The organism is Pseudomonas sp. R19M (genome assembly GCF_050312585.1).
In the GTDB taxonomy this organism is placed as follows: Bacteria; Pseudomonadota; Gammaproteobacteria; order Pseudomonadales; family Pseudomonadaceae; genus Aquipseudomonas; species Aquipseudomonas palleroniana.
Genome location: NZ_JBNPJV010000048.1, coordinates 12,767 through 36,833, shown reverse-complemented (window position 1 = coordinate 36,833; position 24,067 = coordinate 12,767). Strand labels below are relative to the sequence as shown.

Genomic DNA, 24,067 nt, shown 5'->3' with positions numbered 1-24,067 from the left:
TGTGCTTTGTCCCAGCGAAGGATGAAGTTCACGGGAGCGAAAGACCTTCATTGCGCATTAGAACGCAAAACGCTCTCAAACCCTGAAAAGGTCGATGTATGACCCGCAGGTTGCTCGCTTTTGGTGTCCTGATTCCGCTTTATGGCGCTCAGGCTACACAGGAACCGGAAGCGGTGTACAACCGAGTTTGCGTGGCTTGCCATGCCGGCCAACTGCCCAACGCCCCTGAACGGGGTGATCAGGCAGCGTGGGCGCCCAGACTGGCGCAGGGCATGGATACGCTGGTGCAACACGTAACCCAGGGTTTCAAGGCAATGCCGCCGCGTGGTTTGTGCATGGACTGCAGTACTGAGGATTACCAGGCCGTCATTGAATTGATGGCGAGTAAACCCGGTAGATAACTCTTAAACCCTTAGCCGTAGTTGGATTAGCTGATGAACAAACTGATCGTGAGTCTGCTGTTGACCTTGGGCATCACCGGTGTTGCCCATGCTGCAGGCGACGCTACAGCGGGCCAGGCGAAAGCCGCCGTGTGTGGTGCTTGCCATGGACCGGATGGCAACAGCCCGGCGCCGAACTTCCCCAAACTGGCCGGCCAGGGTGAGCGTTACCTGACCAAGCAGATGCACGACATCAAGGATGGCAAGCGCACGGTGCTGGAAATGACCGGCTTGCTGACCAACCTCAGTGATCAGGACCTGGCAGATATCGCGGCGTATTTTGCCAGCCAGAAAGGCAGTGTGGGAGCTGCCGATCCGAAATTGGTCGAAAAAGGCCAGGCATTGTTCCAAGGTGGCAAGCTCGCTGAAGACCAGCCTATTGGTGGCATGCCCGCCTGCAAGGCGTGCCACATCCCGGACGGCGGCGGTCTCGCTGCTGCAGGCTTCCCTCATCTGAGTGGCCAGCACGCCCAATACACCGCCAAGCAATTGAAGGATTTCCGCGAGAAAGTTCGTTATATCGATGGCGATGCGGGTAACAAAATGATGGGCGACATTGCTGCCAAGCTTTCGGATAAAGATATCGACGCAGTGTCCAGCTACATCCAAGGGCTGCACTGACAGGGCCGGCGACGTTAACGCTCGATTAATCCATCGATGCAAGCATAAAAAGGGTGGCTTAGGCCGCCCTTTTTTGTGGCCGCTGCCGTTACACTAACGAAATCATGTCCGCGTAGACCTGTCATAACAAAGGTCGCGTGAGGCGACTTTATTTGTCCAGGAGTAAAGCATGCGTAATCTGATCCTCAGCGCCGCTCTCGTTACCGCCAGCCTCTTCGGCATGACGGCACAAGCTGCCGATGTGCCGCTTGAAGCCGGTAAAACCTATGTTGAATTGACTAACCCTGTACCGGTTTCGGTGCCTGGCAAGATCGAGGTCGTGGAGCTGTTCTGGTACGGCTGCCCGCATTGCTATGCTTTTGAGCCAACCATCAATCCATGGGTTGAAAAACTCCCGTCCGACGTGAACTTCAAGCGCATCCCGGCCATGTTCGGCGGCCCATGGGATGCCCACGGCCAATTGTTCCTGACCCTGGAAGCCATGGGTGTTGAGCACAAGGTCCATAACGCCGTATTCGACGCGATCCAGAAACAAGGCAAGCGCCTGACCAAGCCGGAAGAAATGGCCGACTTCGTCGCCACCCAGGGTGTCGACAAGGACAAGTTCCTCGCCACCTTCAACTCTTTCGCTATCCAGGGCCAGATCAAGCAGGCCAAGGAACTCGCGCAGAAGTATGGCGTGCAAGGCGTACCGACCATGATCGTCAACGGTAAGTACCGTTTCGACCTCGGCACTGCCGGTGGTCCGGAAGCTGTTCTCAACGTTGCAGACCAATTGATCGCCAAAGAGCGCGCCGCCAAGTAAGGGGGCTCACCATGCGCCGCCGGGGTACCGAACGTGTCGTAGGCCTGCATGAGCCGCGGGTCAACGAGCATCATCTGGAGTCCACAGGCTTGCCGGCTGACAGTCGCTTGCGCCTGCTCAGCTTCAATATTCAGGTGGGCATCAGTACCGAGAAGTACCGCCACTACCTTACCCGTGGCTGGCAGCATCTGCTGCCGCATAACGGGCGGGCCGGCAACCTGCAAAAAATCGGCAACCTGCTCAACGACTTCGATCTGGTCGCCTTGCAGGAAGTCGATGGCGGCAGCATTCGCTCCGGCTACATCAATCAGGTGGAGCACCTGGCTCAGTTGGGGGCCTTCCCCTACTGGTATCAGCAACTCAATCGCAACCTCGGGCGCCTGGCACAGCACAGTAATGGTGTGCTCAGCCGCCTGAAGCCAACTGCCATCGAAGACCATCCATTGCCAGGCCCCAAAGGGCGTGGGGCGATTCTGGTGCGCTTCGGCGAAGGCCCCGAAGCCCTAGTGGTGGTGATGATGCACCTGGCGCTCGGAGGGCGTACGCGCAACCTCCAGCTTGCCTACGTGCGTGAGCTGATTGGCAACTACAAGCATCAGGTGCTGATGGGTGACATGAACACCCATGCCAATGACCTGTTGCAGAATTCCCCGTTGCGTGACCTTGGGTTACTGGCGCCGCAAGTCGAAGCCACGTTCCCCAGTTGGCGCCCGCAACGCTGTCTGGATCATATCCTGCTGAGCCCTACCCTCACGCTCGAAAGTGTGCAGGTTTTGGCGCAGCCCATTTCCGACCACCTGCCGGTCGCGGTCGAGATTCGTCTGCCGGGTTCGCTCACGGCAGATGCATTGCCCGCGTTGAGCCCAGGCACCAGCGGACCCCTTGCATGAGCGACGACGCCCAGCGCTGGAAAGAGAAATACCTCAAGAGCATCGAGCAACAAGACAAGCTCGAACGCCGCTGGGCTGCCCGCCTCGACCTGCTGCGCCGTGGGCTGGTACGCAGCACGCTGGCCGCTGAAGGAACGGACCGCGCAGTCGATCAATGCATGAAGGAAATGCGCGACGTCGTGCGCAGCGACGACATGGATGCCGCCCTCGCCGCCTTGCTGCCGCGCCTGGAAAAAGCCGTGCTGGATTCGGAACAGCGCCGCGAAACCCGGGTTGACCAGATCAGCACTGCGCTCACGGCCCTGGTCGCGCAGTTGCAGAAGTTACCGCTGCCCCGTGAAGTGGCCCGCCCGCTGAAAACCTTCGCCAAGCAACTCGATGGTCGTGTCGGGCAGGCGCGGGAGATACCGTTGCTCCTGAGTGAACTCAGTAGCCTGCAAGGGCAGGCACTGGACAACCTGGAGCCGGACAGCGAAAGCCCCCGTTCAGGGCCGGGTCTGCTGCAACGCCTGTTCGGCAGTAAAGATACTGCAACCGAAGCCGGCGAGCCGGTCCCCGTAGCTACGCCGCAGCCGGGGGCGCCAAAACCTGCGCCCGAGCCCCAGGAAACGGCGCAGTCCGAGGCGCTGGCCGAAGCGTTGCGGGCATTCGAGCCAGCGCCATCAGCGCCGGCGGCGTCGCCGCCTGAACCCGTTGTGCCCGTTGCGCAGGCCCAGGTCGCCAGCGAAACGTTTGTCTTCGAAGCCCCTGCGCAGTCGGTGGCCGCTGCCCCACCTGTCGAAGCCCCTGACGTTGAGGAGCCGGAGCCAACTCTGGAGGCGCCGGCATCCGAGAGTGCGCTCGCCGCTTTTATCGAAGCGCCCGAGGTGCAGGTCGACAGAGTGGAGGCGACGACCATCGGCAGCCTGTCGCTCCCGCCTGTGCTGGACAGCGCCGAACCCGACCCTGATGCGTTGCAAGCGGACGGCGTCTACGCCCTGCCCGACTCGCCCGAGCCGTCCTACAGCTCGGTCGCCAAACATATCGAAAGCACTTTGCTCGGCTTGCTGGAAGACCTCGACCTGCCCGAACGCCACCGGCCCCAGGCCGAGGCCATGCGCGAGCGTCTGGCCAATGGTTTGAACTGGTACGAGCTGCTGCCGATCCTGGATGACCTGGCGGTGTTGATGCTGGCGATCACCGACAGCGGCCAGCATGAGTTCGAGGCTTATCTCAAGCAGCTCAATGAGCGTCTCGAAGCGTTTCAAGGCCATTTGCAGGTTGCCAGTGAGGGCCACGCCGATAGCCGTTCGGCCGCGCGCGAATTGGATACGCAGATTCGTGAACAGGTCGATGGCTTGCAAAGCAGCGTACAGGAAGCGTCCGACCTGAACAGCCTCAAGCAGGTGCTGGAAAGCCATCTTGAAGGTTTGCTCGGCACCATGGATGAGCATCAGCAGCAGCGCGACCAGCGTGAACAGGAAGTGGCGGCGCGTTTGAAGGGCTTGGCTGAGCGGGTTGCGAGCATGGAGCAGGAAGCTCAAGGCTATCGCGAACACCTGGAGGTGCAGCGTCAGAAAGCCTTGATTGACCCGCTCACCGGCCTGCCTAACCGCGCCGCCTGGAGTGAGCGCCTGGACCAGGAGGTCAATGCCTGGCACCAGCGCGGCAACAGCTTGTCGCTGGCGATACTGGACCTGGACCATTTCAAGCGCATCAACGACGGTTATGGGCACCTGGCCGGTGACAAAGTCTTGAAGATCATCGCCAACGTGCTGAGCAAGCGCCTGCGGCCAAGCGATTTTATTGCGCGTTTTGGTGGCGAGGAGTTTGTGTTGCTGATGCCCGACTCATTGCTGGCCGATGCCTTGGCCGTGGGTGAGGTGCTGCGTGCGGCGATTGAAGCGTGTCCGTTCCACTTCAAAGGCGAGCCGGTGACGATCACGGTGTCCATGGGCGTGGCGCAGTTTCTGCCGGGTGAGCGTAGTGATCTGGCGCTCAAGCGTGCCGACGAGGCGTTGTACCGAGCCAAGGCGGCAGGACGTAACAAGGTGCTGGCAGCTTAAAAGATGTTCCATTTTGTGATTTGACCGCCGCGCTACCCTTCATACGTTACACTGTTGCATTATCGTCTTCAGTGTAACGTGATCTGCCATGAAATCCCTGTACATCGCTTTTGTGTTTCTTCTACTCGCCGGCTGTGCAAGCGGCCCCCGTCTCGATACCAGCCACCCTTCGGCGAACCACGACAACCGCATACAGTTCGTCATCGTCCATTACACCTCCGCCAACCTTGAGCGTTCCTTGGCCCTGTTGACCCACGGCCAGGTCAGCAGCCATTACCTGATTGGTAACGATGCCTCGGGCACTATCTACAAGTTGGTGGATGAGAGCCAGCGGGCCTGGCATGCAGGCGAGAGCGAGTGGTTGGGGCGCACCTGGCTCAACTCCAGTTCCATCGGTATCGAAATCGTCAACCCGGGGTATCGCGACACCCCGACAGGCCGCGTCTGGTACCCGTACTCCGAGGCGCAGGTACAGTCACTCATCGTGCTGTTGAAAGACATCAGCAAGCGCAACGGAATTGACCCTAAGCACATCATCGGTCACAGCGATATCGCGCCGCTGCGCAAGCTTGATCCAGGCCCACTGTTTCCGTGGAAACGGTTGGCGGCTGAAGGGTTGGGAGCCTGGCCGGACGCGCAGGCAGTCGCTCGTTTCCAGGCGCAGTATGCCGCGCAGTTGCCGAGCGTGGCCTGGTTCCAGGAAGAGCTGGCGCGCCTGGGCTACCAGACACCTCAAACCGGCGAGCTGGATATCGCCACGCGCCATGTAATAGCGGCTTTCCAGATGCATTTCAGGCCATCGCTGTTTGACGGCACGCCGGATGCCGAAAGTGCCGCGATCTTGAGTGCGTTGAATCATCGCTAATCGCCGGCGCGGGTAGACGCTCGCCTACAAGGGCAGTGCCATGTAGAACTGTGTGCCCTGCCCTGGCCGTGAGTACACACCCATGCGGCCCCCGTGCAATTGCACGATCTCCTTGCACAGCGCCAGTCCAAGGCCGGCGCCGCCTTTCTTGCGGCCCACTTGTACGAAAGGTTCGAAGATGCGTCCCTGTTGGCCGTACGCGATACCTTCGCCGTTATCCTCCACGCTGATAATCACTCGTTCGCCATGGCGACGGGCCTGCAGGCGAATCTGCCCGCCTTCGGCGGTATGGCGCAGGGCATTGGCCAGCAGATTGTCGAGCACGCGCTCCAGTTGGGCCTGGTCAGCGTGCAGTCGCGGCAAATCGGCTTGGGCTTCCACCAGCAACTCGATGTGTTGTGCATTCGCCGGTTCCGCAAACCGCGCTTGGGCGTGCTCCAGCAAGTCCGTGATATCGCACGGCGCCAGAGTGAGTTTCTGCAGGCCATTCTGGTAACGCGAAAAATTCAGCAAGTCGTTGATCAACTGCATCAGGCGCTGCATTTCTTCGTTGACCGTATCCAGCAAGTCCGCTTCCCGGGACTCTGCGGGAAACTTTGCCCGCTCGCGAAACAAGCCGAAGGCCATATGCATGCCGGTCACCGGCGTGCGTAACTCATGGGAGGCGCGCAGGACAAACTCGCTGCGCACCCGCTCAAAGGCGCGCTGCTCCGTAACGTCGTGCAGCACCATCACCGCTCCGAGAATATGCCCCTGGGTATGGCTCACCGGGGTCAGGCTGTAGGTCAGCAGGCGCAACTCGCCTTCGACTTCCACCTCCAGATCTTCCGGTGCTCGCTCCAGATTGCCGCCGCGCAACACCAGTTGCAGTTGTTCATCCATTTCCGGGCGTGCGAGAGCCTCACCCAGGCCCTGGCCGAGGCGTTCCTCGTCCCACCCCAACTGGCGCTGTGCCACGGGGTTGAGGTGTTCCAGGCAGCCTTGGCGGTCAATCATCAGCAGGCCGTCATCAATACTGTCGAGCACCGCTTGCAGGCGTTGCTGGCCGGCCAGCAGCTCGTCGACATTGGTCGCCTGATGCTGGCGCAATGCTTCGGCCATGATGCCGAAGCGGCGCGTCAGCTGGTTCATCTCTGCTGCCGAGGAGATGGGCAGGGTGACTTCAAAGTCGCCCTGCCCGATCTTGTCGGCGGCTTTAGCCAGCGCTTCGATGGGCCCGCCGAAGCGTCGAGCGATGCCATGTGCCGTGATGAAACCGATGATCAGCACCGCAAGCCCGACCAGCCCGAGCAGGCCGGAGATTACCAGCGCGCGTTCGCGGGACTCGTGTTCACTGTTGCTGATGTTTTCCAGAGCCTGCTTATGATCGACGATCAGGCCGTTGCGCAACACATTGAAGGCTTCGGTGAGTTGTTCCCTGCTGCCGGGCGGCGGCGATGGCTGCTGGGATTTGTCAAACGCTTCCAGCAGGTTTTGGTAGTCGATGCGCGCCTGGCTGAAGCCATTGCCGCGACCGTTTTGCTGTTCATGGGCGATGCCCTGGTCCAGCAGTTCGAAATAGTGTTGCTTGGAGGCTTGCAACGCCTGCGTGTCAGGCGGCTTTTCCAGCATCATGATCAACTGGTCGCCCAGGCTCTGGCGCAGCTTGAGCCCCAGTTCCAGGTTGATGAAGCTGCTGCGGATCAATGACTCCTGGGTCTTGGCCATTTGCATGACGCTGACCAGGCCCAGGATCAACCCCAGCAGGGCGACGCTGATCAGCGCTGAGATACTCAGGAACAACCGAGTACGCAGTTTCATCGCAAGCTTCATAGGGTGTGGTTCACAGGTTGTACTGTTTGCGTTTGCGGTACAGGGTCGACGCGTCGATGCCCAGCGTGCGTGCCGCCTGGTCCAGGGTGTCGCTGGTGGCGAGCACAGCGCCGATATGCGCTTTCTCCAGCTCGTCCAGGCTCAGCGCCGCGCCGATGCGTGGCGCATTGTTGGTCGGCTGTTCAGCCATGCCGAGATGGCTGATCTCGACCTTCTCTTGAGGGCAGATGATGCTGGCCCGCTCCACCACGTTGCGCAGCTCACGGATATTGCCCGGCCAGCGATAGTTGAGCAGCGCTTCGCGTGCCTGATCACTGAACCCTCGGGCGGGCCGTGCGTACTCCTTCACGAACCGCGCCAGGAAACGGTCGGCCAGGGTCAGGATGTCTTCACTGCGTTCGCGCAGCGGCGGCAGGTGCAGGGTGATGACGTTGAGGCGGTAGAGCAAGTCTTCCCGGAAGCGGCCGTCGCGCACCATGTCTTCCAGGTTCAAGTTGGTGGCTGCGAGGATGCGCACATCGGCCCGTCGGGTCACGGGGTCGCCGACACGCTCGTACTCTTTGTCCTGGATAAAACGCAGTAACTTGGGTTGCAACGTGAGTGGAAAGTCGCCAATCTCGTCGAGAAAAAGCGTTCCGCCATCGGCCTGGTTGACTCGGCCCAATGTGCTCTCGCTGGCGCCGGTAAACGCGCCGCGGCTGTGGCCGAACAGCTCGCTTTCCATCAACTCCGCTGTCAACGACGGGCAATTGATGGTGACGCAGGATTTTTTCGCGCGCTTGCTCCAACCATGAATGGCGCGGGCCAATTCACCTTTACCGGTACCGGACTCGCCCAGGATCAGGATATTGGCGTCGGTACCCGCCACTTGGCGTGCGGTTTCCAGCACCACCATCATGGACGGGCTGTGGGAGTCGAGGCCGTCCTTGGGTTGGCGCACTTCGCCTTCCAGCGCCTCCAGGCGTGCCGACAATTGGCGCACTTCCAACTGCTTGGCCGTGGCCAAGCGCAATTGGTCAGGACTGCATGGCTTGACCAGATAATCGGCGGCACCGGCCTGGATGGCGTCCACGGCGGTATCCACGGCCGAATGCGCGGTGACGATCACCACACGCATCCACGGTGCCTGGATGCGCATCTGGGCCAGTACGTCCAGGCCGTTGTCCTCGCCCAGACGCAGGTCGAGGAAACACAGGTCGAACACTTGGCGTTGCATCAAGGCATCGGCTTGGGCGGCGCTGTTGGCTGTGGCTACGGTGTAGCCCTCGTCTTCCAGGCAGTATCTGAACGTGCGCAGGATTGCGGATTCGTCATCCACTAAAAGAATGCGGCCTTGAAGTTCCTTGGCTGATTCCATCTGTCCCGCGCTCCTTAACTATGAATGATGGTGGTTAGTCCCGGAATAATCGGGCAAGTTGCATGGTTCATTCTGATTCATAAAAAGCATCTTCGTGCAGCTATCTGCGCGCCTTCCTACAAACCCGCTGATTAGTGGCGTATTCATGCCTTCGTGCCACTTCGGCAACTCGATGAGGGCTTTCGATCCCTTTACCCGACCATTGGCTATCGTGCAATTCGCACGGCCCTGGGCAGGGCATCGTGCAGGATGCTGGGCGGCGCCTTCAAAGCAAAGTCGTAACGTTATGATTTTATTGGGTTTTTTTGTTTAAAAAAACTGGCATGCACTCTGCAATAACTCTCCCAACAGTGTCATGAACGAATAATCAGAATGCGGGAGAAATACAGCATGACTCGTCAACACCTCAGCCAACTGCGTATTTCGTCCCTGCGTTTGCAGCAAGGTCTTTTTGCCAGCCTGGCGCTGATGGTCACGTTGATTGTCGGGCAGCAAATGCAGGCTTGGCAGCAGAGTCATCAGCAGCAAGTCCCTCAGTTTGAACGTCCGATCATGACCCAGACCCATTTCTCTTCTCTTGAGAGCCGTTCTCTTGGCAACGTGACGGCTCCGCAATTGAGAGTGGTCGATCAGGATTCCACCCTGGGCGAACTGCCCGTCCAAGAACGTTGGGTGTTCTAGGCAAGAAAAGGTCGTTCTGGTTGAGCGGCTGCACGGTAATACCCCTGTTACCCCTATAGAAGCGTAAGGAGAATCACCATGTTGAGTTGGGCTATCACATTTCTGATCATCGCCATTGTGGCTGCCGTCTTGGGCTTCGGTGGTATCGCGGGCACCGCTACGGGTATCGCCAAGATCCTGTTCGTGGTTTTCCTGGTGATGTTCATCGCTTCGTTCTTCTTTGGTCGTCGCGGCCGAGGCTGACTATGACCACTTCGTCCTTTAAAACCTTGGCTGCCGTCCTGCTTCTGGGCGGCAGTAGTTGGGCAATGGCCGCCAATGACGGCCAATCCCGGGCCAACGAGTTGCTGAGTTCCGATTCGCAGTTTCGTGAGACCTGGCAAGGCGTGGTGAAGAAAGAAGAGCGCCTGCCGGAATGGGTCATGAACTTGTCGGGCGCGGCCGAGCAGATGAATGCCGTCGAAGAGGATGGCGACAAGTACTTGGTGGGGCCGCTCTGCGAGACGGCAGACACCTGTCGCAGCAAGCGTCTGATCGTCGCGTTCAGTTATGACAAGAAGCACGCCTACGCCATGTTGGTACAGGTACCGGCCGGGTTGCCGGCGGACAAGTCGCCGACACGCCACGCGGACTACCGTTTCCTTGGCAAGCCGGACGAAGGCATGCAAAAGCTGCTGATGGAGCAGCTCAAGAAAGATCCGAATTGGTACTAGGTTGCGTCTGACGCTTGCCGCGTCTACGAAACCTGCATCCATAGAAAGAAGCCGCTGCGCTTCTTTCTGTCTGCATCGCTCGCCAAGGGCGATGCATGACCAGGGGGCCGGGTTGCTCTGATCGATCGAGATCGGCGTGACCTACGGGCACAGGGAGTGCCTGCGCGAGGGCCGGGTCAGGCGAAAAGCTGCGACGCCAGTTCACAAGTGTTTTTTTGCTTGCTGAACTTGCGGCGAGCTTATGACTCTCATCATCCGCCTCGCATGCCGCTCTTCGCATACCGCGCATAGCAACTATTTTCTCTTTCGCTGCTGACTAACCATTACTGGGTATGTCGGCGTGACCATCTATCGAGAAATTTTTTGCCGCACCATAGGACACTTCTGGCGCTAGGTCATGGATTTTCCGGGCAATTGCGCCACCGCCTGAAAGTCGTCCAGCATCTCTGAGCGAGCCGGGTTTGGCAGGTTCACGGCATATTTGCCAGACAATATGTCGCATTTGAACTGACCATTCGGACAGTTATTATCAAAAAAACTCATGCCGATTCGGCATAGGGTAGGCGTTTACGGCATTAGACGTCGCTCCCTTGCATCGGAATAGTTGCGCCTTTTTTCGCCTGCCAGTAAGCCATTTCGGCCACGCTGCGGTGACCTTCCATGGAGGCCGATGCTCACACTTTTTCGCTTTCGAGCGTTCCAGCTGGCGCATTCGCCTTAAGTCCACTTGAAGTAAGGGTAATGACATGAAGAAGGCAAAGCTAAGCCTCGCCTGGCAGATCCTCATCGGTTTGGTGCTGGGGATCGCAATCGGTGCAGTGCTCAACCATTTCAGTGCTGAAAAAGCCTGGTGGATCAGCAATGTGTTGCAGCCAGCGGGCGATATCTTTATCCGCCTGATCAAGATGATCGTGATCCCGATTGTGATTTCCTCTCTGATCGTCGGCATTGCCGGGGTCGGTGACGCGAAAAAGCTCGGCCGGATTGGTGTCAAAACCATCCTTTACTTCGAAATCGTCACCACCATTGCCATCGTGGTCGGCCTGCTGTTGGCCAACCTGTTCCACCCGGGCGCGGGTATCGACATGAGCACCCTGGGCACTGTCGATATCTCCAAGTACACCGCCACGGCTGCTGAAGTGCAGCATGAGCATGCGTTCATCGAGACCATTCTCAACCTGATTCCATCGAACATCTTTGCCGCCGTAGCCCGTGGCGAAATGCTGCCGATCATTTTCTTCTCGGTGCTGTTCGGCCTGGGCTTGTCGAGCCTCAAGCCTGAGCTGCGCGAGCCGCTGGTGACAATGTTCCAGGGCGTCTCCGAGAGCATGTTCAAAGTCACCCACATGATCATGAAGTACGCCCCGATCGGCGTCTTTGCACTGATCGCGGTGACGGTCGCGAACTTCGGCTTTGCTTCCTTGCTGCCGCTGGCCAAGCTGGTGATTCTGGTCTACGTCGCCATCCTGTTCTTCGCCTTTGCGGTGCTGGGCCTGATCGCTCGTCTGTTTGGCTTCTCGATCCTCAAGCTGATCCGCATCTTCAAGGATGAGCTGGTACTGGCCTACTCCACTGCCAGTTCCGAGACCGTGCTGCCACGCGTGATCGAAAAGATGGAAGCCTACGGTGCGCCGAAAGCTATCTGCAGCTTTGTGGTGCCGACCGGCTACTCGTTCAACCTCGACGGTTCGACGCTGTACCAGAGCATCGCGGCGATCTTTATCGCCCAGCTGTACGGCATCGACCTGTCGGTCGGCCAGCAACTGATGCTGGTGCTGACCCTGATGGTCACCTCCAAAGGTATCGCCGGCGTGCCGGGTGTGTCCTTCGTCGTGCTGTTGGCCACCCTGGGCAGTGTGGGTATTCCGCTGGAAGGCCTGGCGTTCATCGCCGGTGTCGACCGCATCATGGACATGGCGCGTACCGCACTCAACGTCATTGGCAACGCCTTGGCCGTATTGGTCATCTCCCGTTGGGAAGGCATGTACGACGACGCCAAGGGTGAGCGCTACTGGAACTCCCTGCCGCACTGGCGCAGCAAGACAGCCTCGGTGATCGGCGAGACCAGCCGTAGCTGATAGCAATGTGATCTGAACCAACCCCGGGAAATCCGGGGTTTGTCGTTTCTGTCAGCCCCGCTATCATTCGCCCCATCTTTCGGGGGATTCATCTGATGCTCAATGGCCTGTGGCTTGGCTTCTTTGTCGTGGCAATGGTGTCGGCACTGGCGCAATGGCTGGTCGGCGGTAACGCCGGGATTTTCGCGGCGATGGTGGAAAGCATTTTCGCCATGGCCAAACTGTCGGTGGAAGTGATGGTGCTGCTGTTCGGCACCTTGACGCTGTGGTTGGGTTTTTTGCGCATCGCTGAAAAAGCCGGCATCGTCGACTGGCTGGCCAAGGCCCTCGGCCCGCTGTTTCGGCGCCTGATGCCCGAGGTGCCCGCCGGCCATCCGGCCATTGGCTTGATCACCCTGAACTTCGCCGCCAACGGCCTGGGCCTGGACAACGCCGCCACGCCGATTGGCCTCAAGGCGATGAAGGCACTGCAAGAACTCAACCCCCTCCCCAACACCGCAAGTAACGCACAGATCCTGTTCCTGGTGCTCAACGCTTCGTCGCTGACGCTGCTGCCGGTGACCATCTTCATGTACCGCGCGCAGCAAGGCGCCGCCGACCCGACGCTGGTGTTCCTGCCGATCCTGCTGGCCACCAGCGCTTCGACCCTCGTCGGCCTGCTGTCGGTGGCGATCATGCAGCGCTTGCGGCTGTGGGACCCGGTGGTGCTGGCCTACCTGATTCCCGGCGCCTTGGTGTTGGGTGGTTTCATGGCGTTGCTGGCGACCTTGTCTGCCACGGCGTTGGCAAGCTTGTCTTCGATCCTCGGCAACCTGACGCTGTTTGGCCTGATCATGCTGTTCCTGGTAATCGGTGCGTTGCGCAAGGTCAAGGTGTACGAAGCGTTTGTCGAGGGCGCCAAGGAAGGCTTCGACGTGGCCAAGAACCTGCTGCCGTACCTGGTGGCGATGCTTTGCGCCGTGGGTGTGCTGCGCGCCTCCGGAGCGTTGGACTTCGGCCTGGAAGGCATTCGTCATGTGGTGGCCTGGACGGGCATGGATACGCGCTTTGTCGACGCGTTGCCGACCGCAATGGTCAAGCCGTTTTCCGGCAGCGCGGCGCGGGCGCTGTTGATCGAGACCATGCAGACCAAGGGCGTGGACAGCTTCCCGGCGCTGGTGGCGGCGACGATCCAGGGCAGTACGGAAACCACCTTTTATGTGTTGGCGGTGTACTTCGGCTCGGTGGGCATCCAGCGAGCCAGGCATGCGGTGGGGTGTGCGTTGCTGGCGGAGTTTGCCGGCGTGGTGGCGGCTATTGCGGTATGCTACTGGTTCTTCGGCTAACCCTTAGACCGCTATCGGGAGCAAGCCCCCTCCCACCGTTTGAATGTATTCACAGATCAAAATGTGGGAGGGGGCTTGCTCCCGATGAGGCCCTCAGCGTTTCGCAGTAGCATTGCCCTGCGCCACCACCCAATCCACCACCTGCCTGTTCAACTGGTCTCCCGCCAGCCCGAATGCGGCAACCACCGCAGGCACCTTGGTATCACTTACCGGCTGGTGCACCTCAAATCGCCGGCTGGCGATGATCCGCTGATCACTGCCGCGCACCAGCCGCGCATCCAGGCGGATCACCACTTCCACCGCCCCGCCCCGGTATTCGCTCTGAAACGCCTGCAACTGCCCGCCCAGCTCATAGTCGGCTTGCAAGTTGGTCTCATCGGTACTCAGCAGCGTCACCCGTCCATCACGTTGGAAGCCGTCCATGAACCGATTGCGCAGCAAGACGGGCGATGGGTCGCTCCAGCGTGAATTGGCATAGCTGCTGATCAGGTTGCCATCAGGCACCACGGCAATGCGTGGGCTGTCGAGAAATTCGCTGGTTTGCGGCTTAGCGATACGCAGCGACCAACTGACCGCTGCAACTTGGGTCGCTGTCTGGGTCGAGGCCAGACGGTACACGTCCGAAGGGTCGGCCTTGGGCAGGATCGAGCACGCGCCGACCAGCACCAGTGCCAGAGGGGCGATCATTTGGTAAGCACGCTTCATGGCGTGAACTCCTTGTTCTTGTCGCTGCCCAGCAAGTAGCCACTGGGGTTGGCTTCCAGGCGACGGGAGATGGCGCGCAGCGAACCCAGGGTTTCGCGCAGTTCACGCACCGCCGGTGCCAGTTCGTTGAGACCCTGCATGCCGCTGTTCACCGAGTCTTTGTTGTCGGTCAGCAAGGTGTTGAGGGTCGCGGTGCTTTGTTCGAGGGATTTCATCGCCTGCTCAGCGCTGCCGAAAGCTTGCTTGCCTTGCTCATTGAGCAGCCCGTTGGCGCTACGCATCAGCGTGGTGGTTTGCTCCAGCGCGGCGCCGGCCTGCTTGCTCACCTGCAGCAACTGCTGCATCACCACTTTGATATCGCCGCGCTGGTCGGCGATGGCACCGGTGGTTTGCTGCAAGTTGTCCAGGGTTTTGCTCAAACGCTCGACGTTCTCGCCGGAGAAGACGCGATTAGCGTTGTGCAGCAACAGGTTGACGCTGGTCATCAGGTCGTTGCTGTTGTTCAGCAGGCGTGCGATGGGCGACGGTGAGGCGATGATTTCCGGCAGGTTACCGTCCTTGCCCTTGAGTACCGGGCTTTGCGGTGTACCGCCGCTGAGCTGGATGATCGAGGTGCCGGTGATACCGGTCAGGGCCAGTTTGGCCTGGGTGTCTTCCTTGATCGGCGTCTGCCCGGCCAGGCGGATGCGGGCGAGTACGCGGCGTGGGTCTTTGGGGTCCAGGCGCAGGCTGGTGACATCCCCTACCTTGATCCCGCTGTACTGCACCGAGCTGCCCTGGGACAGGCCGCTGACCGCCTCGTTGAACACGACTTCATAATCCTGAAAGGCGCTGTCGACGCTGGACTTGGCCAGCCACAGGCCAAATAGCATCGCGCCGACCACCACGATTACGCTGAACAGACCGATCATCACATGATGGGCTCGGGTTTCCATGTCATACCTCGTTGAGCGATTGAGCGGCATCCAACGCCGCGCGGCCACGGGGGCCGTGGAAATATTCGTGAATCCAGGCGTCGTCCGTTTCCGAGACGATATCGATGGCGTCCGCCACCAGCACTTTTTTCTGAGCCAGCACCGCGACGCGGTCGGTGATGGTGTATAGCGTGTCGAGGTCGTGGGTGACCAGGAACACGCTCAAGCCCAGGGCATCGCGCAGGGTCAGGATCAACTGGTCGAATTGCGCCGCGCCGATCGGATCGAGGCCGGCGGTGGGTTCATCGAGAAACAGGATGTCCGGGTCCAGCGCCAGCGCTCGGGCCAGGGCTGCGCGTTTGATCATGCCGCCGGACAGCGACGCCGGGTACTTGTCGGCCGCCGACAGCGGCAGCCCGGCCAGCGCCAGTTTGACCGCCGCCAGATGCTCGGCGTCGGCGCGGCTGAGGCCGGCGTGTTCGATCAATGGCAGGGCGACATTTTCGGTGACGGTCAGCGAAGAAAACAGCGCGCCCTTCTGGAACAGCACGCCAAAGCGCCGTTCCACCAGCGAGCGTTCATGTTCCGACAGGTTCGGCAGGTTCTTGCCGAACACGCGCACCTCGCCTTCGTTGGGCCGGCGCAGGCCGACGATGCTGCGCAACAGCACCGACTTACCGCTGCCGGAGCCGCCGACCACCGCAAGGATCTCGCCTTTATACAGATCCAGGTCGAGGTTCTCGTGCACGCTCTGGCTACCGAAGCGGTTGCACAGCCCGCGTACTTCAATGACCGCCTCAGTGGGCGCACGGTGTAGACGACTCACCAGCCCATCTCCATGAAGAACATCGCCGCGACCGCATCCAGCACGATCACTACAAAAATCGATTGCACCACGCTGGAGGTGGTGTGGGCGCCGACCGACTCGGCGCTGCCACTGACCTTGAAGCCTTCCAGGCAACCGATGGCGGCGATCAGGAAGGCGAAGATCGGTGCCTTCACCATGCCCACCAGAAAGTGCTGCACACCGATGTCCGATTGCAGCAGCGAGAGAAACATCGCCGGCGAGATATCCAGCGCCACCGCACACACGACGCCGCCACCAATGATCCCCGAGAGCATCGCCAGAAAGGTCAGCATCGGCAGCGCCACCAAGAGCGCCAACACACGAGGCAGGACCAGCAGTTCCATCGGGTCCAGGCCCAGGGTGCGGATGGCGTCGATTTCTTCGTTGGCCTTCATCGAGCCGATTTGCGCGGTGAAGGCGCTGGCGGTGCGGCCGGCGATCAGGATCGCGGTGAGCAGTACGCCGAATTCGCGCAGAAATGAGAAGGCTACCAGGTCCACGGTAAATATCGTCGCGCCGAAACTTTTGAGCACCGTGGCCCCAAGGAACGCCACCACGGCACCCACCAGAAACGTCAGCAGGGCCACGATGGGCGCGGCGTCGAGGCCGGTTTGTTCGATATGCGCCACCATGGGCGTCAGGCGCCAGCGTTTGGGGCGCAAAATGCCACGGGCGAAGGTTTCGAGGATCAGGCCGATAAAACCCAGCAGTTTCATCGCGTCCTGCCACACCGTGTCTACCGCTCGGCCGATGCGGGCCAGCAGTTGAATGCCGGTGGCTTCTTCGGGTTCCTTGAGCGGCACGCAGAAATCATTCAACGAGTGGTAGACGGTCTTGAGCAAGGCGCGGTCGGCGGCGGACAGGCTGCAATCGGCTCGCTCGGCGGAGTGCTCGATACGGTCCGGGCCCAGCAGTTCCACCAGCAGCGATGCGCCGGCGGTATCCAAAGTGCCGAGGCCATTGAGGTCGATGTGGGCACCGGCGTCGTATTGGCCGTCGAGCGTGTTCGACAGCTTTTTCAGGTGGGCGTAGTGGGCAAGCGTCCAGTCCCCCGTAATCCTGAGTAACGGCGGAGTGGTGGACGTATCGAGGTGGGCTGCGCCGGCCGTCGTACTGGTGGTCATAAGCTCCGAGCTTGTCTGGTTATCCACAATTGCTACGTAATAGCACGATCCGCCCTACTTCGGGTTGTCCGTTTGTGCGGTGTCAGTGACTTTGAAGCGCAACACGCCGATGACTTGCCCGTCTTCGGTCAGCACGCGCACTTGCCAGCGGCCCACCGAATCCGCCGGGAAGTTCTGCTTATGGGTCCAGGCGCGATAGCCTTCCTTGCGCCCGCCGTGGATATCCAGGGCAATGCGATCAACCTCTTTGCCATTGAATTTCCATACATGATAGATCCGCTCATCCAAGCCGCGCGGCGCGTTGATCGCGGTATAGGCGTATAGCCCGTCGCTGCGCAGTTGGGCGGCGTTGACCTCCTTGAGGTCATCGCCGGGCGTGCGATCTTGCAGTTGGGTGCTGATAGCCACCTCGGTCATCCACAACGTGGCCGGCGGCACCCAGGTGCGCAGGAACCAGCCGGCGCAACCAATGGCCGCCGTCACCCCCAGCAGCATCGCCCAGCCTTTGACGCTGCGCAGCGGCAGGCTTGCGGCCAGGCTTGGGATCGACAGTGCCATGGCCACGCCCAGGGCCAATTTGTAACTTTCGGCGGTGGTCAGGTGCAGGATGATTGGCAGCGCAGTGAGCAGCGCGGCGAACAGGGTCAAGGTGTGCAGTGCGAGGAACAGCGAGCGCTTGGGCGCCAGCCACTTGTAGTACAGCGGGTCGGTGATCGACACCAGTGCCGCTGCGCCGAGTAAACCGGTGAAGATCGATTGGCCGCTGTTCCAGGTGGTGGTGACAAAGAAAAACGGCAACACAAAAAACAGACTCTCCTGATGGATCATCTGGGTGGCGTAGCGCAACAGGGGCTCGGGGATTTCCCGGTTGAAGACTTTGGCAAACAGTTGGGTAAAGCTGTTCTCCAGCATCAGCCACAGCCAGCTCACTAGCATGATCACCGCGATCCAACTGGCCATGCCTTGCTGGCGATCCACCAGAATGAAGCTGCACACGCCCGAGATAAAACCGCCGAGTGCGATCACCCCGGGGTAGCGCTTGATCAGCTCCAGGATTCGCTGGATAAGGGGCGGCAGGTTTGGCATGGGCGGTTCACAGTCGGAGTAGGAAAAATCGCCGGACAGAATAACGTCTTAGCCTGGTGTGCGGTGCTTCATTGCGTGATCCGTTTGCGATAAAGCCTGAGGCCAATCAATAGCATGGCGATCAGTCCCAGCACGCCGGCACCGATCCACGTCAGGGCGTCATAGCTCAATAGCGGCTTTTCGATACGCCAATAGCCCGGCTGGTTGAATACTTGGCGCATGGCCTGGTTGGTTTGCTCAAGGTTAACCGCCTTGATGCGTTTGACCGGGTCGCTGAAGTGTCCGTCGGCGTAGTCGCCCGATGCGCGCCAGTAATAGTCGGCCAACTCGCTGTTGCCCTGCACGGCCCAGGCTTGGCGCGCGATGGCGGCTTGTTGCAGGCGGCTGAAAGTGGCCGGGTCGAGGCCGTCCTTGAGCAATTGCGTCTTGAGGTCTTGCAGTACCTGTTCCGCTTCGCCGAGGTCGCCCCGTTCAAGGTCGGCATTCAGGCTCAGGAAACCTACGCCGCCGAGCACTTCGCGCTCACTCCAGGGGCCGTAGGACAAACCGTGCTTGAGGCGCAGTTGGCGGTACAACGCCCAGTCGAGGTAGTCCTTGAGCAGGTCGTAGGTTTCATCATGCTGGTCGTCCAGCACCGGTTCCGGGAACAGCCAGTGCAACTTGGCGCCGTTACCGAGCCAGCCGTGGATCAAGTCACGGTGGCTGGCGGCGGCGTGCTGGATCTCCGGCAGCGGCCGATGCTCGCTCGGCTCCACCGGCTCAAGTTGGCCATAGGTGCGTTCCAGATAGGCCGGCAGCACCTTGTCGAGCTCGCCGACGACGATCAGGGTCATGTTGTTGGGGGCGTACCAATTTTTGCGCAGCGCCTCCAACTGATTGCGGGTCAGGTGATTGACCTGAGCCCGTTCGGCGCATTTGAGTCCCAGTTCGACAGCCAGTTGATTGCTGGCGCTGTGGCCCAGGTCCTGGCGGTCGAGCAAGCGTTGCAGGTGCGAGTAATGGCCTCCGTCTTCGCGTTCGACCACTTGCCTGGCCGCATTGATGTGCGCGTCGGTGAGTTCGGTGCGGGTAATGATGGCCAGCAGCAGGTCCAGCACCTTGCGCTGGTTTTGTGCCGGCGCCTCGATCACAAAGGTGGTGTCGGCGTTGCTGGTATAGGCATTCCATTCGCCGCCCAAGGCTTGCATACGGTCTTCGAGGTCACCCTCGCCTGCGCCGTCGATGCCGCTGAAGAGCACATGTTCGAGCAGGTGCGGCAGTTCTTTGTCCTCACAACTGAAGTCATCCAGGCCGACACCGACCACCAGGCGGATGGCCACGTGCCCGCGTTCGGTGCCCGGCTTGAGCAGCACTTGCAGGCCGTTGGGCAAGGTGTAGCCCTCGACGTGCAGGCGGTCAAAGGCAAAGGTATATGCCGAACCCATGAGCAGGCAGGCGAATAACAGGCGACGCATAACAAACTTCCCGGCGGGTGAGGTCCACTGTTAACTGACTTCACGCGCCATCGTACGTTCAGGGCGAATGGGTGATGTCGGCAATATCTTCAGTGGAGAGCGCACCGGTGTCAGAGGTTTCCAGCACCACATAAGCGCTGCTGCAAAACAGCGAGTTGAGGCGCTTCATGTCGGCAATCAGTTCCAGGTGCAGGGAACTGGTCTCCAGGCTTTGTACGATCTTGCGTTGCAGGCGGCTGACATGGGCGTGAGCCAAGCGCCGTTCCTGGGCACGAAAGCGGCGCTTCTCGCGCAGCAATTGCCGGGCACTTTCCGGGTCGGCGCTGAGGAATACCGACAGCCCCAGGCGCAGGTTGGCGATCAACTGGCCGTGCAGGCCGGTGAGTTCTTCCAGGCCCACTTCGGAAAACTGCCGGCGCTGGGAGGTTTTCTGCTGCTGGACTTTGCGCAGCATGCGTTCGATCAGGTCGCCGGCCAGTTTCAAGTTGATCGACAACTCGATGATCTCGGCCCAGCGGCGGCTGTCGTGTTCACTGAGGTCTTCGCGGGGCATTTGCGCGAGGTACAGCTTGATTGCGCTGTAGAGCGCCTCGACGTCATCGCTGAGGCTGCGCATTTCCTGGGTGATGGCGGTCTGCTTGCCGCGTAGCACCTCTTGCATGGCGGTGAGCATGTTGTCGATCAGGTCGCCCAGGCGCAGGGTTTCGCGGGCGGCGTTGGCCAGGGCCAGGCTGGGTGTATCCAGGGCGGCCGGGTCCAGATGGCGCGGCTTGGCTTTGCCATTGGTTTCCGGTTGTTCCGGCAGCAGCCAGGCGCAGAGACGGGCCATCGGGCCGATGCTGGGCAGCAGGATCAAGCAGCGGCTGACGTTGTAGAGCAGATGGAAGGTGATGACCATGCCCTGGGTGCTGAAGTCCAAACCGTCCATCCAGCGTACGAGGGGGTCGAGTATCGGAATGATCAGCAACAAGCCGATCAGTTTGTACAACAGGCTGCCCAGGGCCACCTGGCGTCCGGCGGCGTTCTGCATGTTGGTGCTGAGGAAGGCCAGCACGCCGCTGCCGATGTTGGCACCGATCACCAGGCCGATGGCCACGTGCAGGCCGATCACCCCGGCACCGGCCAGGGTCGCGGTCAGCAGCACAGCGGCCAGGCTGGAGTAGGAAATCATCGCGAACAGGGCGCCGACCAGGGCATCGAGCAAGATATCGCCGGTCAGCGAGGCAAAGATGACTTTGACGCCCTGGGCATGGGTAATCGGCCCAGCAGCTTCGACAATCAATTGCAGCGCCAGAATGATCAGGCCCAGGCCGATGCCGACACGGCCCATCTGCCCTGCCCGCGTCTGTTTGCGCGACAGGAAGAAAATCACCCCGAGAAAAATCAACAGCGGCGAAAGCCAGGACAAATCGAACGTCAGCACCCGCGCCATCAACGCTGTACCGACGTCGGCGCCGAGCATGGTTGCCAGGGCGGGCATCAACCCCATCAAGCCCTGGCCGACAAACGAAGTCACCAGCATGGCCGTGGCGTTACTGCTCTGCACCATGGCCGTCACCAGGATCCCGGCGACAAACGCCAACCAGCGTTTGGACATGTTCTGCCCGATGACTTGGCGCAAGTTGGAACCGTAGACCCGCAAGATGCCGGTACGGACGATGTGCGTGCCCCAGATCAGCAGGGTCACGGCGGAAAGCAGATTGAGCAAGGTCAGCATGCTCGGCCCCCCGTATAGGTGCGCTCCAAAAAGAGCGAAGGAAAGTTGCCGCGTGCCGTTCTACGTCTTGTAGTTAAGCTGTAGTTGGCGAATGGGCTCTGCGCCAGCATCGCATAGCTAAAGTGAGGTTTGAAATAAAACTGTCATGAAATCGACTTTTCGTGGATGAAAAAAAGAGACTTAAAAAGCCTCTTTTTTTGTCTGGCTCGGGTTATTGACCCGGAATGTCCTTGCGCAGTTTCACCGGCTCCTGCTGTTTCTTCTTTTTCGCAATGGCGGTGCGCATCTTGATGTTGATCGCTTCCACCGCCAGCGAGAACGCCATGGCGAAGTAGACGTAGCCTTTTGGCACGTGCACGTCGAAGGATTCGGCGATCAGCACCGTACCCACCACCAGCAGGAACGACAGCGCCAGCATTTTCAGCGACGGGTGCTTGTCGATGAATTCGCTGATGGTGCCGGCGGCCATCATCATCACCAGTACGGCGACGATGATCGCGGCCACCATGACCGGCACATGAGACACCATGCCGACGGCGGTGATCACCGAGTCCAGGGAGAACACGATGTCGATGATCGCGATCTGGATAATGGTGTAGATGAACTTGCCACCGGCACCCTTGGGCTCGTCGTGAGTTTCGTCTTCGCCTTCGAGCGCGTGGTACATCTCCTGGGAGCTTTTCCACAACAGGAACAAGCCACCGAAGAACAGGATCAGGTCGCGCCCGGAAATGCCTTGGCCAAACACCACGAACAGATCGGCGGTGAGTTGCATCACCCAGGTGATCGACAGCAGCAACAGGATTCGCGTGACCATGGCCAGGGCCAGGCCGAAGATCCGGGTGCGGGCCTGCATATGCTTGGGCATGCGGCTGACCAGGATCGAAATCATGATGATGTTATCGATACCCAGGACGATCTCGAGGGCCGTCAGGGTGAAGAAGGCAATCCAGATTTCCGGATTGGTCAGCCATTCCATGTGTATTCCTTTGAGCGAGTGTTAAACCGCGCGGCTGTCGCGCCGCGCGGTGGGGTTGTTACGGTTATAGAGTGCTGAACAGCGGAAAAATCCCCATCAGCAACGCGGCGAACATTATGCACAGGCACACCAGCACTGCCCACTTGAGGGTGAAGCGCTGGTGATCGCCAAACTCGATGCCGGCCAGGGCCACCAGCAGGTAGGTCGAGGGTACCAACGGGCTCAGCAAGTGCACGGGCTGGCCAACGATGGAGGCGCGGGCCATTTCCACGGCGGTGATGCCGTAGTGGCTGGCGGCTTCGGCGAGTACTGGCAGTACGCCGTAGTAGAACGCATCGTTGGACATGAAGAAGGTGAACGGCATGCTCACCAAAGCGGTGATCACCGCCAGGTAAGGGCCCAGCGCATCCGGGATGACCGCCAGCAGGCTCTTGGACATGGCGTCGACCATGCCGGTGCCTGACAGGATGCCGGTGAAGATACCGGCGGCGAAGATCAGCCCGACGACCGCCAGCACACTCCCTGCGTGGGCCGCGACGCGGTCCTTCTGCTGTTGCAGGCACGGGTAGTTGACGATCATGGCGATACTGAACGCCACCATGAACAGCACCGGCAGCGGCAGCAGGCCTGCGATCAGGGTGCACATCAGGGCGAAGGTCAGCGCGCCGTTGAACCAGATCAACTTTGGACGACGGGCGTCCGGGTATTGCGAGACGCTGATCTCGCTGTGGTCGATCTCGTCGCCCTGCAGGTGCAGCTCACCCAAGCGGGCACGCTCACGCTTGCCGTACAGGTAGGCAATCACCAGGATGGCAACCACACCAGCGGCCATGGCCGGGATCATCGGTACGAAGATGTCCGAGGGGTCCACATGCAGTGCGCTGGCGGCGCGTGCGGTCGGGCCGCCCCAAGGCGTCATGTTCATCACGCCACCGGCGAGGATGATCAAGCCGGCCATGATTCGCGGGCTCATGCCGATGCGCTGGTACAACGGCAGCATGGCGGCCACGCAAATCATGTAAGTGGTGGCGCCGTCACCATCGAGGGACACCACCAGGGCCAGGACGGCGGTGCCGACCGAGACTTTCAGTGGGTCGCCCTTGACCATCTTGAGGATCTTGCGCACGGCCGGGTCGAACAGGCCGGAGTCGATCATCAGGGCAAAATAGAGAATGGCGAACATCAGCATCACGCCGGTCGGCGCAAGCTTGGTGATGCCCGCGAGCATCATCGGGCCTATCTCCGGTGCAAAGCCACCAAACAAGGCGAACAGGATCGGTACGATGATCAAGGCGATCAGCGCGGACAGGCGCTTGGTCATGATCAGGAACATGAACGTAATGACCATGGCAAAGCCAAGGAAAGTCAGCATAGGGAAACTCCAGGCGTAGCGCGGCTAGGGAATGGCGAACCGGGTGGGGTCAGCGCAGAACGAAAAGCACGAGGCGTACGGGGGGAGTAGGGCTGAACAGGCGGGTACGGACGGACATCGGGAATCACCATTGTTGTTGTTAACAGTCGGTCTGTTGCCGACAGTGGGGCGATCCTAGACTTGAAACCTTTCAACCAGCTTTCGCTGAGTAAACAGGTGGTGGTGGACAGATGCGCG

22 protein-coding genes are annotated in these 24,067 nt (G+C 60.2%); 11 read left to right on the top strand and 11 right to left on the bottom strand.

The features are described from left to right. The first annotated feature begins 98 nt into the window (after positions 1 to 98). The 6 genes from ACQRBT_RS08780 to ACQRBT_RS08755 all read left to right on the top strand — a co-directional run bounded on the left by ACQRBT_RS08780 (position 99) and on the right by ACQRBT_RS08755 (position 5,666). Positions 99 to 401, top strand: coding sequence for a c-type cytochrome (locus ACQRBT_RS08780; RefSeq protein WP_090367707.1), 303 nt, complete (start codon positions 99 to 101; stop codon positions 399 to 401). A 33-nt stretch (positions 402 to 434) separates the two neighbouring features. After that, complete coding sequence (locus ACQRBT_RS08775; protein ID WP_090367705.1) at positions 435 to 1,061, top strand: c-type cytochrome; 627 nt, start codon at positions 435 to 437, stop codon at positions 1,059 to 1,061. A 169-nt stretch (positions 1,062 to 1,230) separates the two neighbouring features. Next, entirely contained in the window at positions 1,231 to 1,866 is a 636-nt protein-coding gene (dsbA, locus tag ACQRBT_RS08770) for a thiol:disulfide interchange protein DsbA (protein WP_198761129.1), read from the top strand. 11 nt (positions 1,867 to 1,877) lie between these two features. Beyond that, the gene (locus ACQRBT_RS08765; protein WP_090367703.1) at positions 1,878 to 2,756 is read left to right on the top strand and encodes an endonuclease/exonuclease/phosphatase family protein; all 879 of its coding nucleotides are present in this window, start codon (positions 1,878 to 1,880) and stop codon (positions 2,754 to 2,756) included. Then, positions 2,753 to 4,801, top strand: coding sequence for a GGDEF domain-containing protein (locus ACQRBT_RS08760; protein WP_412047618.1), 2,049 nt, complete (start codon positions 2,753 to 2,755; stop codon positions 4,799 to 4,801). The genes ACQRBT_RS08765 and ACQRBT_RS08760 overlap by 4 nt, the downstream gene beginning before the upstream one ends. An 88-nt stretch (positions 4,802 to 4,889) precedes the next feature. Continuing rightward, positions 4,890 to 5,666, top strand: coding sequence for an N-acetylmuramoyl-L-alanine amidase (locus tag ACQRBT_RS08755; RefSeq protein WP_198761132.1), 777 nt, complete (start codon positions 4,890 to 4,892; stop codon positions 5,664 to 5,666). Between the two features lie 24 nt (positions 5,667 to 5,690). Here ACQRBT_RS08755 and ACQRBT_RS08750 read toward each other — a convergent pair whose 3' ends face one another. Together ACQRBT_RS08750 and algB are read right to left on the bottom strand one after the other, a co-directional pair. Then, the gene (locus ACQRBT_RS08750; RefSeq protein ID WP_104995119.1) at positions 5,691 to 7,478 is read right to left on the bottom strand and encodes an ATP-binding protein; all 1,788 of its coding nucleotides are present in this window, start codon (positions 7,476 to 7,478) and stop codon (positions 5,691 to 5,693) included. Between the two features lie 10 nt (positions 7,479 to 7,488). Next, positions 7,489 to 8,835, bottom strand: a complete 1,347-nt coding sequence (gene algB, locus ACQRBT_RS08745; protein ID WP_060756483.1) for a sigma-54-dependent response regulator transcription factor AlgB — start codon at positions 8,833 to 8,835, stop codon at positions 7,489 to 7,491. Between the two features lie 390 nt (positions 8,836 to 9,225). Between algB and ACQRBT_RS08740 the strand changes: the two genes are divergently transcribed. The 5 genes from ACQRBT_RS08740 (at position 9,226) to ACQRBT_RS08720 (ending at position 13,632) form a co-directional block, all read left to right on the top strand. After that, positions 9,226 to 9,516, top strand: coding sequence for a hypothetical protein (locus ACQRBT_RS08740; protein WP_060756482.1), 291 nt, complete (start codon positions 9,226 to 9,228; stop codon positions 9,514 to 9,516). Positions 9,517 to 9,594: 78 nt separating this feature from the next. Continuing rightward, complete coding sequence (locus tag ACQRBT_RS08735; RefSeq protein WP_003170804.1) at positions 9,595 to 9,759, top strand: DUF1328 domain-containing protein; 165 nt, start codon at positions 9,595 to 9,597, stop codon at positions 9,757 to 9,759. Between the two features lie 2 nt (positions 9,760 to 9,761). Beyond that, positions 9,762 to 10,229, top strand: coding sequence for an inhibitor of vertebrate lysozyme family protein (locus ACQRBT_RS08730; protein ID WP_060756481.1), 468 nt, complete (start codon positions 9,762 to 9,764; stop codon positions 10,227 to 10,229). Positions 10,230 to 10,975: 746 nt separating this feature from the next. Continuing rightward, positions 10,976 to 12,307 (top strand): glutamate/aspartate:proton symporter GltP, encoded by a 1,332-nt coding sequence (gltP, locus tag ACQRBT_RS08725; protein ID WP_060756480.1) that lies wholly within the window; start codon positions 10,976 to 10,978, stop codon positions 12,305 to 12,307. Positions 12,308 to 12,402: 95 nt separating this feature from the next. Further along, positions 12,403 to 13,632: a nucleoside recognition domain-containing protein gene (locus ACQRBT_RS08720; RefSeq protein ID WP_060756479.1), complete on the top strand. Its 1,230-nt coding sequence runs from the start codon at positions 12,403 to 12,405 to the stop codon at positions 13,630 to 13,632. Positions 13,633 to 13,725: 93 nt separating this feature from the next. On the opposite strand, the gene ACQRBT_RS08715 is transcribed toward ACQRBT_RS08720, so the two are convergent. From ACQRBT_RS08715 to ACQRBT_RS08675, 9 genes are all read right to left on the bottom strand, one after another. Next, positions 13,726 to 14,337, bottom strand: coding sequence for an ABC-type transport auxiliary lipoprotein family protein (locus tag ACQRBT_RS08715; protein ID WP_412047619.1), 612 nt, complete (start codon positions 14,335 to 14,337; stop codon positions 13,726 to 13,728). Beyond that, positions 14,334 to 15,272 carry an MlaD family protein gene (locus ACQRBT_RS08710; protein WP_060756477.1) on the bottom strand — a complete coding sequence of 313 codons (939 nt, stop codon included), beginning with the start codon at positions 15,270 to 15,272 and terminating at the stop codon, positions 14,334 to 14,336. Before ACQRBT_RS08710 ends, ACQRBT_RS08715 begins: the two co-directional genes overlap by 4 nt. A gap of 1 nt (position 15,273) precedes the next feature. After that, positions 15,274 to 16,077 carry an ABC transporter ATP-binding protein gene (locus tag ACQRBT_RS08705; protein WP_060756476.1) on the bottom strand — a complete coding sequence of 268 codons (804 nt, stop codon included), beginning with the start codon at positions 16,075 to 16,077 and terminating at the stop codon, positions 15,274 to 15,276. Further along, positions 16,074 to 17,222, bottom strand: coding sequence for an MlaE family ABC transporter permease (locus ACQRBT_RS08700; RefSeq protein ID WP_060756475.1), 1,149 nt, complete (start codon positions 17,220 to 17,222; stop codon positions 16,074 to 16,076). The genes ACQRBT_RS08705 and ACQRBT_RS08700 overlap by 4 nt, the downstream gene beginning before the upstream one ends. A 54-nt stretch (positions 17,223 to 17,276) precedes the next feature. Further along, positions 17,277 to 18,308 (bottom strand): DUF5924 family protein, encoded by a 1,032-nt coding sequence (locus tag ACQRBT_RS08695; RefSeq protein WP_060756474.1) that lies wholly within the window; start codon positions 18,306 to 18,308, stop codon positions 17,277 to 17,279. Between the two features lie 68 nt (positions 18,309 to 18,376). After that, positions 18,377 to 19,762: a M16 family metallopeptidase gene (locus ACQRBT_RS08690; RefSeq protein ID WP_412047620.1), complete on the bottom strand. Its 1,386-nt coding sequence runs from the start codon at positions 19,760 to 19,762 to the stop codon at positions 18,377 to 18,379. Positions 19,763 to 19,820: 58 nt separating this feature from the next. After that, positions 19,821 to 21,479, bottom strand: a complete 1,659-nt coding sequence (locus ACQRBT_RS08685) for a Na/Pi cotransporter family protein (RefSeq protein ID WP_060756472.1) — start codon at positions 21,477 to 21,479, stop codon at positions 19,821 to 19,823. 211 nt (positions 21,480 to 21,690) lie between these two features. Beyond that, positions 21,691 to 22,458: a TerC family protein gene (locus tag ACQRBT_RS08680; protein ID WP_060756471.1), complete on the bottom strand. Its 768-nt coding sequence runs from the start codon at positions 22,456 to 22,458 to the stop codon at positions 21,691 to 21,693. Between the two features lie 64 nt (positions 22,459 to 22,522). Beyond that, positions 22,523 to 23,830 carry a CitMHS family transporter gene (locus tag ACQRBT_RS08675; protein WP_060756470.1) on the bottom strand — a complete coding sequence of 436 codons (1,308 nt, stop codon included), beginning with the start codon at positions 23,828 to 23,830 and terminating at the stop codon, positions 22,523 to 22,525. Positions 23,831 to 24,067: the final 237 nt, after the last annotated feature.

Coding starts and splice junctions, on each gene's coding strand:
- ACQRBT_RS08775 (WP_090367705.1), top strand. CDS start 435: ATGAACAAACTGATCGTGAGTCTGCTGTTGACCTTGGGCATCACCGGT.
- ACQRBT_RS08730 (WP_060756481.1), top strand. CDS start 9,762: ATGACCACTTCGTCCTTTAAAACCTTGGCTGCCGTCCTGCTTCTGGGC.
- ACQRBT_RS08760 (WP_412047618.1), top strand. CDS start 2,753: ATGAGCGACGACGCCCAGCGCTGGAAAGAGAAATACCTCAAGAGCATC.
- ACQRBT_RS08755 (WP_198761132.1), top strand. CDS start 4,890: ATGAAATCCCTGTACATCGCTTTTGTGTTTCTTCTACTCGCCGGCTGT.
- dsbA (WP_198761129.1), top strand. CDS start 1,231: ATGCGTAATCTGATCCTCAGCGCCGCTCTCGTTACCGCCAGCCTCTTC.
- gltP (WP_060756480.1), top strand. CDS start 10,976: ATGAAGAAGGCAAAGCTAAGCCTCGCCTGGCAGATCCTCATCGGTTTG.
- ACQRBT_RS08685 (WP_060756472.1), bottom strand. CDS start 21,479: ATGCTGACCTTGCTCAATCTGCTTTCCGCCGTGACCCTGCTGATCTGG.
- ACQRBT_RS08765 (WP_090367703.1), top strand. CDS start 1,878: ATGCGCCGCCGGGGTACCGAACGTGTCGTAGGCCTGCATGAGCCGCGG.
- ACQRBT_RS08715 (WP_412047619.1), bottom strand. CDS start 14,337: ATGAAGCGTGCTTACCAAATGATCGCCCCTCTGGCACTGGTGCTGGTC.
- ACQRBT_RS08750 (WP_104995119.1), bottom strand. CDS start 7,478: ATGAAGCTTGCGATGAAACTGCGTACTCGGTTGTTCCTGAGTATCTCA.
- ACQRBT_RS08680 (WP_060756471.1), bottom strand. CDS start 22,458: ATGGAATGGCTGACCAATCCGGAAATCTGGATTGCCTTCTTCACCCTG.
- ACQRBT_RS08720 (WP_060756479.1), top strand. CDS start 12,403: ATGCTCAATGGCCTGTGGCTTGGCTTCTTTGTCGTGGCAATGGTGTCG.
- ACQRBT_RS08675 (WP_060756470.1), bottom strand. CDS start 23,830: ATGCTGACTTTCCTTGGCTTTGCCATGGTCATTACGTTCATGTTCCTG.
- ACQRBT_RS08740 (WP_060756482.1), top strand. CDS start 9,226: ATGACTCGTCAACACCTCAGCCAACTGCGTATTTCGTCCCTGCGTTTG.
- ACQRBT_RS08780 (WP_090367707.1), top strand. CDS start 99: ATGACCCGCAGGTTGCTCGCTTTTGGTGTCCTGATTCCGCTTTATGGC.
- algB (WP_060756483.1), bottom strand. CDS start 8,835: ATGGAATCAGCCAAGGAACTTCAAGGCCGCATTCTTTTAGTGGATGAC.
- ACQRBT_RS08690 (WP_412047620.1), bottom strand. CDS start 19,762: ATGCGTCGCCTGTTATTCGCCTGCCTGCTCATGGGTTCGGCATATACC.
- ACQRBT_RS08700 (WP_060756475.1), bottom strand. CDS start 17,222: ATGACCACCAGTACGACGGCCGGCGCAGCCCACCTCGATACGTCCACC.
- ACQRBT_RS08695 (WP_060756474.1), bottom strand. CDS start 18,308: ATGCCAAACCTGCCGCCCCTTATCCAGCGAATCCTGGAGCTGATCAAG.
- ACQRBT_RS08710 (WP_060756477.1), bottom strand. CDS start 15,272: ATGGAAACCCGAGCCCATCATGTGATGATCGGTCTGTTCAGCGTAATC.
- ACQRBT_RS08735 (WP_003170804.1), top strand. CDS start 9,595: ATGTTGAGTTGGGCTATCACATTTCTGATCATCGCCATTGTGGCTGCC.